Annotated in this window: 13 protein-coding genes and 1 pseudogene; 13 read left to right on the top strand and 1 reads right to left on the bottom strand. The window is 34.7% G+C overall.

Annotation, left to right across the window (positions count from 1 at the left end; all coding sequences use genetic code 11):
- Window positions 1-169: 169 nt before the first annotated feature.
- The 13 genes and pseudogenes from ACFOUY_RS17105 to rpsJ all read left to right on the top strand — a co-directional run bounded on the left by ACFOUY_RS17105 (window position 170) and on the right by rpsJ (window position 14,578).
- Window positions 170-325 (top strand): hypothetical protein, encoded by a 156-nt coding sequence (locus ACFOUY_RS17105; protein WP_378962417.1) that lies wholly within the window; start codon window positions 170-172, stop codon window positions 323-325.
- A gap of 12 nt (window positions 326-337) precedes the next feature.
- Window positions 338-583 (top strand): annotated as a pseudogene (locus tag ACFOUY_RS17100) (RidA family protein); the annotation flags it as partial.
- Between the two features lie 7 nt (window positions 584-590).
- Window positions 591-1,208 (top strand): class I SAM-dependent methyltransferase, encoded by a 618-nt coding sequence (locus tag ACFOUY_RS17095; RefSeq protein WP_378962415.1) that lies wholly within the window; start codon window positions 591-593, stop codon window positions 1,206-1,208.
- Between the two features lie 18 nt (window positions 1,209-1,226).
- Window positions 1,227-1,445, top strand: a complete 219-nt coding sequence (locus ACFOUY_RS17090; protein WP_378962414.1) for a VF530 family protein — start codon at window positions 1,227-1,229, stop codon at window positions 1,443-1,445.
- Between the two features lie 67 nt (window positions 1,446-1,512).
- Window positions 1,513-1,896, top strand: a complete 384-nt coding sequence (locus ACFOUY_RS17085; RefSeq protein ID WP_378962413.1) for a hypothetical protein — start codon at window positions 1,513-1,515, stop codon at window positions 1,894-1,896.
- A gap of 179 nt (window positions 1,897-2,075) precedes the next feature.
- Window positions 2,076-4,889: a TonB-dependent receptor gene (locus ACFOUY_RS17080; protein WP_378962412.1), complete on the top strand. Its 2,814-nt coding sequence runs from the start codon at window positions 2,076-2,078 to the stop codon at window positions 4,887-4,889.
- Window positions 4,890-5,785: 896 nt separating this feature from the next.
- Complete coding sequence (locus ACFOUY_RS17075) at window positions 5,786-8,776, top strand: SusC/RagA family TonB-linked outer membrane protein (RefSeq protein WP_378962411.1); 2,991 nt, start codon at window positions 5,786-5,788, stop codon at window positions 8,774-8,776.
- Window positions 8,777-8,787: 11 nt separating this feature from the next.
- The gene (locus ACFOUY_RS17070) at window positions 8,788-10,500 is read left to right on the top strand and encodes a RagB/SusD family nutrient uptake outer membrane protein (RefSeq protein WP_378962410.1); all 1,713 of its coding nucleotides are present in this window, start codon (window positions 8,788-8,790) and stop codon (window positions 10,498-10,500) included.
- A 143-nt stretch (window positions 10,501-10,643) separates the two neighbouring features.
- Window positions 10,644-10,961, top strand: a complete 318-nt coding sequence (locus ACFOUY_RS17065; protein WP_378962409.1) for a hypothetical protein — start codon at window positions 10,644-10,646, stop codon at window positions 10,959-10,961.
- Window positions 10,962-10,978: 17 nt separating this feature from the next.
- Window positions 10,979-11,392, top strand: a complete 414-nt coding sequence (gene rpsL / locus ACFOUY_RS17060; protein ID WP_012780770.1) for a 30S ribosomal protein S12 — start codon at window positions 10,979-10,981, stop codon at window positions 11,390-11,392.
- 17 nt (window positions 11,393-11,409) lie between these two features.
- Complete coding sequence (gene rpsG / locus ACFOUY_RS17055) at window positions 11,410-11,877, top strand: 30S ribosomal protein S7 (protein WP_056097505.1); 468 nt, start codon at window positions 11,410-11,412, stop codon at window positions 11,875-11,877.
- A 134-nt stretch (window positions 11,878-12,011) separates the two neighbouring features.
- Window positions 12,012-14,126, top strand: a complete 2,115-nt coding sequence (gene fusA, locus ACFOUY_RS17050) for an elongation factor G (protein ID WP_378962408.1) — start codon at window positions 12,012-12,014, stop codon at window positions 14,124-14,126.
- A 146-nt stretch (window positions 14,127-14,272) separates the two neighbouring features.
- Window positions 14,273-14,578, top strand: a complete 306-nt coding sequence (gene rpsJ, locus ACFOUY_RS17045; protein WP_008244591.1) for a 30S ribosomal protein S10 — start codon at window positions 14,273-14,275, stop codon at window positions 14,576-14,578.
- Window positions 14,579-14,632: 54 nt separating this feature from the next.
- Here the strand turns inward: rpsJ and ACFOUY_RS17040 are convergent, their stop codons facing one another.
- Window positions 14,633-15,829 (bottom strand): TlpA family protein disulfide reductase, encoded by a 1,197-nt coding sequence (locus tag ACFOUY_RS17040; protein ID WP_378962407.1) that lies wholly within the window; start codon window positions 15,827-15,829, stop codon window positions 14,633-14,635.
- Window positions 15,830-15,988: the final 159 nt, after the last annotated feature.

Here is a 15,988-nt window from a genome sequence, read left to right as displayed (position 1 = left end):
TCGATTGCTGAAACCGAAATAGCCAAGGGACAAAGACGTAAAATACAAAGCAAAAAAAAAGGGGGCCGTATCATAAAATTAAATTATGATACGGCCCCTTTTTTTATTGCAAAAGCTAAACATTTGATTTCTTATTAATTTATATTTTAGCGCAAAACCAACTTAAATTATGAGCAATCATCAATCATTAGAAATTACTAATCCAGAAGGAATTTACGATCCTAAACCTCATAGCTATTCTCACGTTGCCTCAGTTTCGGCGAACGATTTGCTGGTTTTTGTAGCAGGGCAGGGAGGAAGTAAAATCGATGGCATTTTGAGTTAAGATTTTAGAACGCAGGTTAAAATTGTATTCGAGAATATCAAAATTGCCTTATCAAGTAAAGGCTTAAAAATGGAAAATATTGCAAAATTAACCACCTTAGTTGTAAATTATGATGATGAAAAACATAAGGTTTTAATAGAAGAATCGACTAAAATTTGGCCAGATTTAAAGTTTCCAGTCAACACGTTAATACCTGTTCAGAGGCTGGCTTTAGATGGAATGCTAATTGAAATTGATGCAACTGCTGTGAAATTTTAATTTAAAAATGAAAGAAGGTGAACGTAAAGATATTTATAAAGTATATAATAAGATAGCAGGTTGGTTTGCGGAAAATAGATACGCAGGCTTAACAGAAAAAAAATATCTTGATGAACTGATATTAAAAATTGGCGGAAATGCTAGCGTTCTTGATGTTGGTTGTGGTACTGGTAAACCAATTTTAGAATATTTACTAACCAAGAATTTAAATGTAGTTGGTGTTGATGCAAGCACAGAAATACTAAATATTGCCAAAAACAATTTCCCTGAAACAGAATTTGTTTTAGAAGATATGCGAAAACTTTCTTTGGATAGAAAGTTTAGTGCAATTATTGCCTGGAATAGCTTTTTTCATTTACCAGCTAATGATCAACCTAAGATGTTCGAAATTTTTGAAGCTCATCTTAGACCGAAAGGCATTTTACTTTTCACTTCTGGTACAGAAAGAGGAGAGGCATGGGGAATTAATGGAGGCGAAAATCTTTTTCATGCATCGCTTGATACAGCTGAATACATTGAGCTTCTGAAACTGCATCATTTTGAAGTTTTAAATTATGTACAAGATGATCCAGATTACACAGGCGCTACAGTTTGGATGGCAGAATATAATCCCAATAAAAAATAAATGATTTAACTTTGTAGCATGAGCGAGCAAAAAAATAATCCTTTACACGGTATTACACTTGAAAAAATAGTAACAGAACTTCAGCTTCATTATGGTTGGGAGAAATTAGGGTCGCTTATTAGAATAGATTGCTTTAATAATAACCAGAGCATTAAATCGAGCTTAAAGTTTTTACGCAGAATGGATTGGGCACGTAAAAAGGTGGAAGATTTATATGTTGATACTTTTAGTAAATAATTGAATTTGCTTGCAACGCTTTTGTTTTTCTTATCGTCATAGGTTTATATCAATCATAAACCCTAAAATGAAAAACTACCTAATCTATTTGTTAATGTTGCTATTTCTTAGCAGCTGTTCTTTATCTATTCATTCTGTTAGCAGAGGAAAAATTGATGCGCCTTTAAAAGAAAGCTATCAAATTACTTATCAAGCTAGTTTTAACAATGCTTTTGTTAGTAAAGTTAGTTTTACTAACGAAGTAGGCGAAATCGAAAATTTGAAAGAAACCATTAAAAGTTGGGATAAAACAATTACGGTTAAAGCGGGTAAACACATAAAGTTTAGCTTGGTTACCAAAGGTGATAAGGTTAAGGGTGAATATAAAGTTTTGATAGATGGGAAAATTATTGATGAACATATTTTAAGCGGTAAAAAATTAAAGTATAATTTCGAATTTGATTTGCCTTAGTTCATTAATTCTTTAATTAGAAACTTAAGAGCATACATTGAACTCCGGCCATGCTGGGGTTTTCTTTTTTTGAAAAAAAATCGAATTTCTTGTCACACTTTAAGTTTTTTTGTGTCTTGTAGTTGTTAGTGAAATTCGAATACTAACCACAAACCAAACAAAAAGACTAAAATTTATTTATGAAAACCTATTTATTTGCTATTCTGTGTATATTATCTACGAAAGTCTTCGCACAGCAAAGTGTTGAAATAAGTGGTAAAATTTTGGAAGCTAAAACGAATCAACCAGTAGAATATGCTGGTGTAATTTTATCGGGTAAACCAGATTCAACAAAAAAAGTTGGCGTTGTATCTAATGCAGCTGGGGTATTTTCTTTTAAAAATGTAGCAAATGGAGATTATAAAATAAAAATATCTGTTATAGGTTATACGCCAATAATTAAGGAGGTCAGCGTAAAAAATAAAACGATAGATTTAGGTATCATAAAAATAAAGGAAGATGCCATAGCGCTTAAAGATGTATCGGTTAATGGCAAGCTTGCAACTGCAACAATAAAAAAGGATACAGTAGAATTTAATGCAGATGCCTATAAAACCCAACCTAATGCAGCGGTAGAGGATTTACTAAAAAAATTGCCTGGCGTTACCATTGATAAAGATGGGAGCATTTTAGTGCAGGGGCAAAAAGTTACTCGTTTAACTGTTGATGGTAAGGATTTTTTTGGCACTGACCCTAAAACGGCTACAAAAAATTTGCCAGCTGATGTAATTGCTAAAGTGCAATTAATAGATAGTAAAACACTCGAAGCAAAAGCCACTGGAATTGATGATGGCCAACGTGAAAAAGTTCTGAATCTGACCATCAAAGAAGATAAAAAGAACGGCTGGTTTGGAAATGCAAACTTATCTGGCGGCACAACCGATAGATACAGTGCCTATTTAAGTGCAAATCATTTTAAAAAGAAAATGCAGTTTGCTGTTTTGGGCATGAGCAATAATGTAAGTAACGCTAGTTTTCAATATGAAGATTTAAGCAGTTTTACTGGTGGTAACCTTGGTAATATTTTTGCGCCACCAGGAGGTGGTGGCTTTTCTATAAATGTAAATAACGGGCGAACAACTATTGGTGGTTCTGGCGTTTTCGATAACAGTGCAATGGGCGAGGTAACTACAAATAGTGGTGGTTTAAATTATAGTAACAGCTGGGGATTGAAAGATAAACTTTCTTTAAGCAGCAGCTATTTCACCTATTTCAGTAAGGGTTTGGGTAATAAACTTTCTAATGTTCAGGATATTAATCAAAATGATGTTTTGAGAACAGACGAAGCTTCTGACCGAAATTCTGATAACCAGGCACATCGCTTTAACTTCAAGTTAGAATTTCATCCCGATTCGTTAACCGATTTGGCTTTCCGTTCGAATGCAATTCTCAATTATACTACAAACATTAATAACAGAATTTTCAAGTCTGCATTTGATTTAACAGGAAAAGTAAACGATGGAAATCAATATCTTAATCAGGATAATTCAACACCAGCTTTTTTTGGAGAATTATCGGCTACCCGTCGTTTAAGAAAAGGATCTATAATTATTGGATTAAACGGAACGCAGAATACTTTTAATTCAAATTGGTTAAATAAGTCATTAATTAATACTTATAATAGTACTGGTGTAGATATAACCGATTTAAATCAGCAAACCGAGCAAGAGAATCAATCTAAAAATTACAGTATTGCGGTTAACTATATTCGTCCGCTGTTTAACAAGAAATTTAGTGGAAATATTGCCTACTTAAGCAATAATGGATTTGTAGATGCGCAGCAAATCACTTTTAATTACAATCCACTAACGAATACTTACAACACCGTAGTTCCCGATTTTTCTAACACCCTTGAAAATAAAACATGGTCGCAAACAGCTCGTTTAGGTTTAATCTACAATCGAACAGAATGGACATACAATTTAGGTTTGGGCTTTCAGGAAACTGGTTTAGATGCTTCTACATTCAGTAACGCTGGTGTAAATACAAATAATATAGAACGGAGGTATTACAATATTCTTCCTCGGTTAAGCATAAATTTTAGAAGTAAAACAAAGCAAACCCTGCAATTAAACTACAATGCGAATGTAAATCTTCCATCAGTTAACGATTTACAACCTGTTCAGAATAATAGCAACCCGCTATATCAACGCATTGGTAATCCAAATTTAGAAGCAAGGAAAAGCCATCGTTTGTCGGTTAACTTTAACACATTTAGTCCCGATAACAATAAATACTGGAATGGTTATTTTCTTATTAATTATGCTTTGGATGACATCGGCAACAGCATTAATTATATAAATGGCGTTCAGTATGTACAACCGGTAAATGTTGATGGAAATTATTACATCAATACGGGCACCTATTTCGGGCAGCCTTTAAAGTTAAAAGGAATGAGAATGGGTTACGGTCTTAGTTTGTTTGTTTCTCACACTTCATCATTTATCAATGCTGATAAAAATATAACCAATAGATATAATGTTGGGCCAAATGCTAATTTGAGTTATGATATTGATGATAAAATAAATGCAGGGATTTACGTGGGGGTTCAATATAGCAAAGTAAATAATTCGTTGCCAAGCGCATTAGATAATAAATATTTCAATTTTTCTAACAGTACAAATTTAAGTTACGAGTTTATTAAAAATACCAGACTTAATGCCGAGCTACAACATAATGGCACAGCCGGCAGAGCTGATGGATTTAATAACAACGTGTTTTTATTAAATACTAGTGTTGAGCAATATTTTATGCAGCGAAGAATAACTTTAGCTTTAAAGGGCTTTGACATTCTAAATCAAAACACAAATATCGATAGAACAATAAACGGAAGCAGGATTGAAGATATACGCTTTAATACCATTACAAGATATTTTTATGTTTCGTTAAACTATAAAATTAGCAAGGTAGGAGCAAGCAAGGAAAGAAGTAATCCAAGGAGTACGGTTAATTAAGAAACTGTTAGCTATGTTTAGGCTGTATCACAATAAAAAAAATCTGCTATTGTAAAAGAATTTAATTTGGTGGTATCGTCATGCCCAGCTTGACTGGGCATCTTATTCTTTAATAGGCTTTTATTTCATAACCTTTCTATCGCTTTACGATTCCCGTTTTCACGTGAATGACGACCGCTCAAAATATTATTCTGCTAGGAATACTTCAAAATCAATTTTGATTCGGTATCAATTTTACAATGCTTTCTTCAAATTCAATTATAGCGTATCTACTAAATTCAAAAATTTTGTTCGAAATTCTACAATCCTAAATGTATAAATCGATTTAAAAGTCAATATAACTGGTATCGTACTCAGCAATACTTATTTCTCTATACTAGTATTCTTTTAGCTTAGGCTTGATATGGCTATAAATTAGTTATTACTAAACATATAAGCTTTAAATGAATTCTTTTTCTGGCATAAGAACTAAGAAAACTTTAACAAATTTTAACGCAAACGATTGTTAAAAATCAGTTTCGATTTATTTGGCATTCAAAAGCTATAAAAAAGAAGCTTATTCGAGTCTGATAATCAGTTGCGGTATAGAAAAAATCTATCTAACAAAGGTTAAAATCCGTCATTCTACAAAAAATACTGAATTCTAAATAATTTAATCAAGATTGATTTTCTATTTTTTATAAATACCCCTTAATCGGTCAAACGTTTGCGTAGAGTTTGTTAGTTTTTAATGTTTTCAATCATATAATTTAGAATTTAATTAAGGTTTGCAAAGACCTATTAATTAACAGATAAGCTTAATTCTAACTAACTAATCAACTGTACTATGCTGTAATGTAACTCAACTATTAGTCTCAATTCCAAAACAAACTAACCATTTAAACCACAATTCGATAATGAAAAAGTTATTACTATTATTTTTTCTAAGTGCTTTTGCTATTTTAGTCAAAGCACAAAATCTACCCATAACCGGAACGGTTAAGGGTGCAGATGGCGGATCTATTCCAAGTGTCTCCATAAAAGTTAAAGGTACCACCCGCGTTTCATCAGCTAATTCTTCAGGTTTCTTTAATATAGAAGCAAAAATAGGTGAAGTCTTAATAATTAGCTACGTTGGCTTCACTCCAAAAGAAATTACGATTACAAGCCAATCTTTGGGAGATATTACCCTTTCAGAATCAACAGAGTCATTGAACGAAGTTGTTGTTGTTGGCTATGGTGTTCAAAAAAGAGAAAGTTTAACAGGAGCATTAAGTACTATTAAAGGCAGTGCATTACAAAACATTACTTCGCCGAATGTACAAAATCTGCTTGCAGGTAAAGCTCCTGGTTTATTTGTTGCGCCAGGTTCAGGAAGGCCGGGTTCAGCAGGTGCGGTTATTATTCGAGGGCAAGCCACTTTAGGCGGAACAACTAGCCCACTATGGGTAATTGATGGTGTAATTATTGGCTCCAGTCCTGGAGACTTAAATCCAGAAGATATTGAAAGCCTTACTGTATTAAAGGATGCGGCATCAACTGCAATTTACGGTTCTCAGGGTGCAAACGGTGTAATCATCGTGAGTACAAAAAGAGCCAAATCTGGGCAAATGACAATCGATGTATCTTCGAGAGTAGGTTTAACACAACTTACTAATGGTAATCTTCAAGTAATGAATGGTGCTGAATTGTATGATTATTTTTCTTCTTTTGCTAATGCAAATACCATTAGTTTTCCTAGGTGGAAACCAGATTTACGCAACAGTAATTTCGATTGGTGGGATTTAGCAACCAAAGAAGGTTTTAATCAAAATCATAATGTCACTTTTCAAGGAGGAACAGAAAAGCTACAATCAATGCTGTCTATTGGTTTCTACGACGAATCTGGAGCTATAAAAGGATATGATTATGAACGTTATAATTTTAGGTTCAATACTGTTTACAAACCTTTCAGCTGGCTTACCATTAAGCCGTCTTTGGTTGGAGCTCGCCGTGGCGTTACCGACAAACAATATTCTGTAACTTCAATATATTCGAATTTACCGTGGGATAGTCCTTATGATGCCAATGGAAATTTAGTTCCTCATCGTTCAAGTGCCTGGGTAAATAGCGTATCTACTAATTATCTCTATGATTTACAATGGAACAAAGCTGCAAATACGAATTATGAATTAATGGGTAATTTTGATTTTGATATCAAATTAACAAATAATTTAACTTTTTCTTCTGTTAACAATTATAGGTTTAATACCTATTCTGCAAGTAGTTATACAGATCCGCGTTCGAATGGAGGGTTAAGCGTAAATGGTCGTATTACTGAATACAAAGAGGAATACACGCGTCGTTACACGAACCAACTTTTAACTTATAACAATTCTTGGGGAAAGCATAGTTTAAATTCTGTTGCAGGTTATGAATTTAACGATTACACAAGCAAATCATTAGATGTCTACGGGACTGGATTAATACCAGGATTTGAGGTGCTGGATGTTGTATCTAAGCCTGAACGAACTAAAGGAGGGATTAGCGAATGGGCAGTACAATCTTTGCTCTTTAAAACTAATTATTCTTATAATGATAAATACTTGGCGCAGGTATCATTTCGTAGAGATGGTGCCTCGAATTTTGGTAAAAAATATGGAAACTTCTTTTCAGTTGGTGCCGGTTGGAATATTCACCGCGAAAATTGGTTTAAAGCTAAGTATATTAATAACTTAAAACTTAGAGCTTCTGTTGGTACCGTAGGAAACCGCCCAAGTTCGTTGTATCCTCAATTCGATTTATACGCTGTAAATCCAGCAGCTAGTTATAATGGTGTTCCCGGGCTTTTGATTAGTCAACTTGGAAATGAAAACCTAACTTGGGAAGAAACTTATACCAGTGGATTAGGTTTAGACGCTGCGGCATTTGATAACAGACTTAGATTGAACCTAGATTTTTATATAAAGAATACCAATAATATTCTTTACAATGTACCTATTTCGGGTTTAACAGGAGTAACCAGATTATACCAGAATGTTGGCGAAATGAGAAACCAAGGTATAGAGATAGCGCTAGGAGGTGATATTATTCGCACTAACGAGTTAACATGGAGCCTGGATATGAACTTAGGTCACAACGTTAATAAGCTCACCGATATCTACAAAACCAGAAATTTAGACGGCACATATACAGCGAAACCAATAATTGTAGATGATGGTTTAGGTATAGCTGGCTCTGCAACTCGAATACTAGAAGTTGGTTTGCCTGTTGATACTTATTACATGCCAGAATGGGCAGGGGTTAATCCAGATAATGGTTTACCTCAATGGTATAAAGTAACAAGAGATGCAAATGGTAATGAAACAGCCAGAACAACAACTTCTACCTATGCGCAAGCTACTCAAGAAAAGTTATCAAATGCTTCACCCGATTTCTTTGGTGGTATTAATACTGCTCTAACCTGGAAAAAATTTGATTTAAATGCAGTATTTGGATATTCGATAGGTGGAAAAATTTACAATTACTCACGTCAGGAGTACGATTCAGACGGAGCTTACACGGATAGAAATCAGATGAAGTTAGTTGATGGTTGGAGCAGATGGCAGAAACCTGGTGATATTGCAACCCATCCTGTGGCCCGATATAATAATCAGGATAAAGGTAACTCTATGTCTTCACGTTATTTAGAAAGTAGCGACTTTTTCAGAATGCGTTCACTAGCATTGGGTTATAGTTTCGATTTGAAAAAATATAAAGTAAGGAATTTAAGGGTGTTTTTATCTGGAGAGAACTTGTTTGTTTTAACGAAATACTCGGGTGTAGATCCCGAATTGCCTGCTGTTGATGGAGCTGTCTTATTTTCTACAGGACCATCTGTTTACCCTATGTCGAGAAAATTCATGTTCGGATTTAATGCTTCATTCTAAATAAAATAAAAATGAAAAAGATATTAGTTATCATCTTTGCCACAATTGCTATATCATCTTGTAAGGTTGATAGAGAGCCATTCGGATCATTGCAATCTGAAAAGATAAATCAAAATCCAGAAGAATCTATAGATGGATTACTTAACGGTGTATATGCACAGCTTAAAGCCTGGTCAGATCCTATGCATCGCTTAGGCGAATATGCTGGAGATAATATGATGATCAGAGGATCTTCTACAGATCCATTTTACGAGTTTATATCCTTTGCCAGAACACCAAATAATGCGAGATTAACAACTTTTTGGGATAGTGGTTATAAGGCAATTGCACAAGCTTCAAATATTATCAACTTAATTCCACAAGGTAAAAATGCCACACTTGATAGTAAGCTAGGAGAGTGCTATTATGTTAGAGGAATGATGTATTTTTATTTAGTTCGTGCTTTTGGCCGCCCGTACTACCAAAGCCCAGAAACTAACTTAGGCGTGCCTATTGTAAACGGTACACCGAAGGATGTCATCAATTTAAATTTACCCGATAGAGCTACGGTTAAAGCAACTTATGAACAAGCAATTTCTGATTTGAAAAAAGCAGAAGAATTAATTACTGTAAATAAAGGGCCAGTATTTGCTTCTAAAGGTGCTGCCCAGGCTATGCTCTCAAGAATTTATCTTTATATGAGTGGTACGTATGAAAATCCTAATCAGGCTAATGCTCAATTATCAATAGATTATGCAAATAAAGTAATAGCTAGTTCATCTACTTATAGCTTATTGCCAAGGGATCAGTTTATGAAATACAACACTTTAATACCCGAAAATAACAGAGAAACTATTTTTGCAATTAAGCGTGTAGCATCAGAGTTTTCTGGTTCTGATCATTATTATGGTATTGGAGGTATGTATGCTAATATTGGAGGACAGGGTTGGGGGGAAATGTATGCAAGTGCTAAATACATTGGCTTATTAAATGAAACAGGTAGAAATGATTGGCGACCAGATAAGTATAAAATTGTAGATGCCAGAGCTGCCTTTATAGAACCAACATATTCGAAAAATGCAGCTGGAGCTTATACCGAGGTGTTTAGATTTATTAAGGATGACGCAGGAAATGTGGTAAACTATGTACAGGCAACTGTAACCAGAAACGGAGGTACAATTACTTGCACTGAAGGTACAGATGTATACACGTTAACACCATTAAATGCAGCACAAGAAAGTTATACCATAAATTATAAAAACGGAAAAACGTACACTGGTTTTATTGATTATTTTATAACCTTAAATCGTGTTTATCCACAATTTTACATTGTTAAGGATTCACGAGAAGGAGAAGATTCGCATTTACATTCTCCGGTGATTAGCAGGTTGGGTGAGGTGTATTTAAATAGAGCGGAAGCATACGCCAAATTACAGAAATTTACTGAAGCGCTTAGCGATTTGAATACCATCAGAACCCGTTCTATTATTAACGGTGGTTACGCATCTTTAAATGCTTCAAATGCTGGAGACTTAATTGATAAAGAAAGACAATTGGAATTGGCCTATCAGGCTGAACGTAGTTTTGATGTATTTCGAAATGGAAAGGCACTTAGTCGTCAGTACCCAGGACCTCAAAATCAAAATTTGAGTATTGCAGCTACTGATTTTAGAGTAATATATTATATTCCTCAAAGTGCTATTAATTCATATCCTGGAAAATTAACTCAAAACCCAACTCAGTAATTTATATCATTAATAAATTATAACTAATAATAATATCTTGAAGAGGCTGCATCATACATCAGGTGCAGCCTCTTTGTTATTTGCAAAATTATGGACTATGCAGATGGTGGTTAATGCAGCATTATGCCATCTAAACCCGATATATGCGTAAAGCCGCCGATTTTTCTTCGGCGCTTGAAGCATTAGCGGGGACGAACCTAATAAAAGAACTACTGAAATTGCTTTTCAAAAAAATATCTGCAGGTTTTATTATGATGTTGAAACGAGTTCAGCATGAAGAATGCATAATGTGTATGGTAGAAAATTCACAACGCCTTAATGCTCAACTTAAAACCTATAACTTAAAACATAAAACTTTTTACCTTAACCCCTTGATTTTAAGAAATAATTGTTCTACTTTTGCAGTCCGTTTTATGGGCTATCTGCAAGGAAGTCGGGGGAGCGGTAAAATAATTAAATAAAAAATTAAAAAAGCACAATGCCAACCATTCAACAATTAGTTAGAAAAGGTAGAGTAGCACTGGAGTTCAAGAGTAAGTCTCCAGCGTTGGACAGCTGTCCACAGCGAAGAGGTGTATGTACACGTGTGTACACCACTACCCCTAAAAAACCAAACTCAGCAATGCGTAAAGTAGCCCGTGTTCGTTTAACGAACGGTAAAGAGGTTAATGCATACATTCCTGGAGAAGGTCACAACTTACAAGAACACTCAATCGTTTTGATTCGTGGTGGTCGTGTTAAAGATTTACCAGGTGTACGTTATCACATCATCCGTGGTGCATTAGATACATCAGGTGTTGCTGGTCGTAACCAACGTCGTTCTAAATATGGTACAAAACGTCCTAAACCAGGTCAAGTAGCTGCGGCGCCTGCAAAAGGAAAGAAAAAATAATCGGGAGGAAATAAGAAATGAGAAAGTCAAAACCAAAAAAGAGAATTATTCTTCCTGATCCAAAATTTAATGATGTTCAGGTAACTCGTTTTGTAAACAATATGATGTACGATGGAAAAAAATCTATCGCTTATTCTATTTTTTACGATGCTGTTGAAATTGCTGAGAAAAAAGCAGGTGAAAACGGTTTAGAGATATTTAAACGCGCTTTAACTAACATTATGCCAGCTGTAGAGGTTAAATCTCGCCGCGTTGGTGGTGCTAACTTTCAGGTTCCAACTGAGGTTAGACCAGAACGTAAAACAGCTCTAGGTATGAAATGGTTAATTTTATACGCTCGTCGTCGTGGAGAAAAAACGATGAAAGAGAAATTAGCTGGCGAAATCGTTGCTGCTGCTAAAGGTGAAGGTGCTGCTGTTAAGAAGAAAGAAGATACGCATAAAATGGCTGAGGCTAACAAAGCGTTCTCTCACTTCCGTTTCTAGTAGTTTATTTACAAATTAGTAAGATTACACAGATTTAATTAGAAGATTATACTGATTAGATAAATTACACCGATTTGTTATTTAACATAATCGGTGTAATTATTTAAAATCAGATAAATCAACAAAAAAATATAATGGCAAGAGATTTAAAATTTACAAGAAATATTGGAATCGCGGCTCACATTGATGCAGGTAAAACTACAACAACAGAGCGTATTCTTTATTATGCTGGTGTAAGTCATAAAATTGGTGAAGTGCACGAAGGTGCTGCAACAATGGACTGGATGGCACAAGAGCAAGAGCGTGGTATCACAATTACTTCTGCAGCAACTACAGTTGACTGGAATTACAGAGGTCAGAAATATCATGTAAACGTTATCGATACACCAGGACACGTGGATTTTACCGTAGAGGTAAACCGTTCGTTACGTGTATTAGATGGGTTGGTGTTCTTGTTTTCTGCAGTTGATGGTGTTGAGCCTCAATCAGAAACTAACTGGCGTTTAGCAAACAACTACTCAGTTCCTCGTATTGGTTTCGTTAACAAAATGGACCGTTCTGGAGCTGACTTCTTAAAAGTTGTTAAACAGGTTAAAGATATGTTAGGTAGTAATGCAGTTCCATTGCAATTACCTATCGGTGCTGAAGACGGATTTAAAGGTGTAGTTGATTTAATTAACAACCGTGGTATCGTTTGGAATGAGCATGATAAAGGTATGACCTTTACAGAAGTGCCTATCCCGGAAGATATGTTAGATGAGGTTGCTGAGTGGAGAGAGAAATTACTAGAATCAGTAGCTGATTATGATGAAACTTTGATGGAGAAATTCTTCGAAGACCCAAATTCAATTACGGAGCGTGAAATTTTAGATGCTTTACGTGCAGCTGTTTTAGATGCTAAAATCGTTCCTATGGTTTGTGGTTCATCTTTCAAAAACAAAGGTGTACAAACTATGCTTGATTATGTGATGGAATTATTGCCGTCGCCTATGGATAGTGAAGGTGTAATTGGTACTAACCCAGATACTGGTGCTGAAGTTTTATTAAAACCAAGCATTAACGAGCCATTTGCAGCTTTAGCGTTTAAAATTGCAACTGACCCATTCGTAGGCCGTTTATGCTTTATCCGTGTTTACTCGGGTAACTTAGAAGCGGGTTCTTACATTTATAATGCCCGTTCTGAAAACAAAGAGCGTATTTCTCGTATCTTCCAAATGCATGCTAACAAGCAAAACCCAGTTCCAAACGTGGCTGCTGGTGATATTGCTGCTGTAGTTGGATTTAAAGATATCAAAACTGGTGATACACTATGTGATGAGAAACACCCAATCGTTTTAGAATCTATGGATTTCCCTGAGCCAGTTATCGGTTTAGCGATTGAGCCTAAAACTCAAGCTGACGTTGATAAATTAGGTATGGGCTTAGCTAAATTAGCTGAGGAGGATCCAACATTCAGAGTGCAAACGGATCAAGAAACTGGTCAAACTGTAATCTCTGGTATGGGTGAGCTTCACTTAGATATCTTGATTGACCGTTTAAAGCGTGAGTTTAAAGTTGAAGTTAACCAAGGTGCACCACAAGTAGCTTACAAAGAAGCTATTTTTGGTACAACTCAACACCGTGAAACATACAAAAAACAATCAGGTGGTCGTGGTAAATTCGCGGATATCCAGGTTGTTATTTCTCCAATCGATGCTGATTTCGAAAAAGGCGGTTTACAATTCGTAAACGAAATTACAGGTGGTTCAATCCCACGTGAATTTATCCCTTCTGTAGAAAAAGGATTTGCTGCGGCAATGGCGAATGGTGTGTTAGCAGGTTACCCACTTCCAGATATGAAAGTACGTTTGATTGATGGTTCATTCCACGCAGTCGATTCAGATGCTTTATCATTCGAGCTTGCTGCTCGTATGGCATATCGCGAAGCTTTACCTAAATGTAAGCCAACTTTGATGGAGCCAATCATGAAAATCGAAATCTTAACCCCTGAAGAAAACATGGGTGATGTTATCGGTGATATGAACCGTCGTCGTGGTCAATTATTAGGTATGGATACACGTAACGGATCTCAGGTAATTAAAGCAACTGTGCCTCTTTCTGAAATGTTTGGTTATGTAACTCAGTTACGTACTATAACTTCAGGACGTGCAACTTCTACAATGGAATTTGACCACTATGAAGCTGCGCCTAAGAACGTACAGGATGAAGTAATTGCTAAATCAAAAGGTAGAGTAAAATCTGAAGACTAATTAAGATAAAGGAACAAAGAGCAAGGATAGAAGATAAAGCGTTTTTACACCAAAGTCTTTAATCCTTGTTCCTTCATCCTTAATCACAAAGATAAATCCGATTCCTGTTGTTAATAGCTCTAACAGGGAATCATAATTAAAATAAGATGAGCCAAAGAATCAGAATTAAATTAAAATCTTACGATTACAACTTGGTAGATAAATCTGCTGAGAAAATCGTAAAAACTGTTAAACCTACGGGTGCAGTTGTAAGTGGGCCAATTCCACTTCCTACAGAGAAAAAAATCTTTACTGTTTTACGTTCTCCACACGTAAACAAAAAAGCTAGAGAGCAATTTCAATTATGCGCTTACAAACGTTTATTAGATATTTATAGCTCTAACTCTAAAACAGTTGATGCTTTAATGAAACTTGAATTACCTAGCGGTGTTGAAGTTGAAATCAAAGTTTAATTGATTTTAAATCGAATTGAAAAGGTCTTGATGTAAATCAAGACCTTTTTTTGTCTACTTCTTTCTATAAAGATTCGTTGCAATAACTTTATCAATGGCATCAAAATCGAATCCGTTAAAAAGTTGAAGAACTTGCCCATCTTTATCAATAATTACTACCGTTGGATAACTGTTAATACCTAGTTTTTTGGCAAGTTCTTGTCCTTTATATAGCATTAAATAAGCTGGTTTTTCGCGTTTAAAAAAGAATTCTACATCTTTTTTATCATCATAACTGTTTAATGTAAGAAGCTGAAATTTTTCTTTCCCATATTTGTTTTGTAAAGCTTTAAGTTTTGGAAATGATTCCATGCAAGGGCCACAATTTTTTATCCAGAAATCCATCACAACTATTTTCTCATTAAAGTCGAATTTACTTAAAGTAGTATCTTTATCAGAATTTAAAACTGGTAAATTCCAGTTGGGTAAGGTTTGTTTGGTGATAATTTGTGGTAAGCTTTTTTCTTTTTTCTTTTGGTGATACACATTTAAATAGGTCGAATAAAACCATGATAGATCTGCTGGCTCTGATGGATTAACTTGTAGATTTACGAATGTGGTTACCGTGCTATATTTATCTTTATCTAAACTGTTTGTTTCTATAATTTGATATGGTAAATGTGTTTTCGAATCGAGAATGAGTTTATAAAGAGTGTTAAAATTGACACTATAAGTTCTGTAACCTTTTACGTAATCTAATGCCTTGTTTTGCAGTGTTAAATTTATAACATCGTATTGTTTTCCCTCAATTACGGTGTCTTTTTTACTTTTGTTCACGGAGTCGTCAATCGCTAATGTGCCAAGCATATTTCTTAAAACAGGTATCGAATTATAACAGTTAGAAAGGCTATTGAAAGTTTTTGCGCTTGGATTGGTAATAACTTCCATTGTTTTATCCTTTTTATCTAAAGTAAAATATTCGGTGCCATTGTATATTTGGGTTAAGCCATCGGCATTTGAAAATTGAAAGTTAAATGCGTTTGCCTCATTACTTTTTTCAAAATTTATAAAGCAGTTAGCTGAAGTTTTATCGAAATAATTGTTTTTATAGTTGTTTATTTCTCGTTTGTAAATGTAACTCACAGTTTTTATCTCGTTCAGGCGACTCGCACTAAGCTTTAATAAATTTGAAGCATCATTAATTTCGTTATTTGCGAAAGCAACTGTTAGGCAAATACTTTTGATTAAAATTAGTATTAAATATTTTTTCATCTGTTAAGTTTTTATGGAAGTTAAGTGCTTTAAATTGTCCTTTTTTCAATTTTAGATAAAGTAGGCTGTAATTTCGACAAGCTATCAAATCTTAAACTTTGTCGAAAAAATAGAGCCTTTAGTCGAAATGAGATTAAACAAAATTTCGCATTGGTAAAT

The organism is Pedobacter jamesrossensis (assembly GCF_042650905.1).
In the GTDB taxonomy this organism is placed as follows: Bacteria; Bacteroidota; Bacteroidia; order Sphingobacteriales; family Sphingobacteriaceae; genus Pedobacter; species Pedobacter jamesrossensis.
This window is presented reverse-complemented; position numbering and strand designations above follow the sequence as displayed.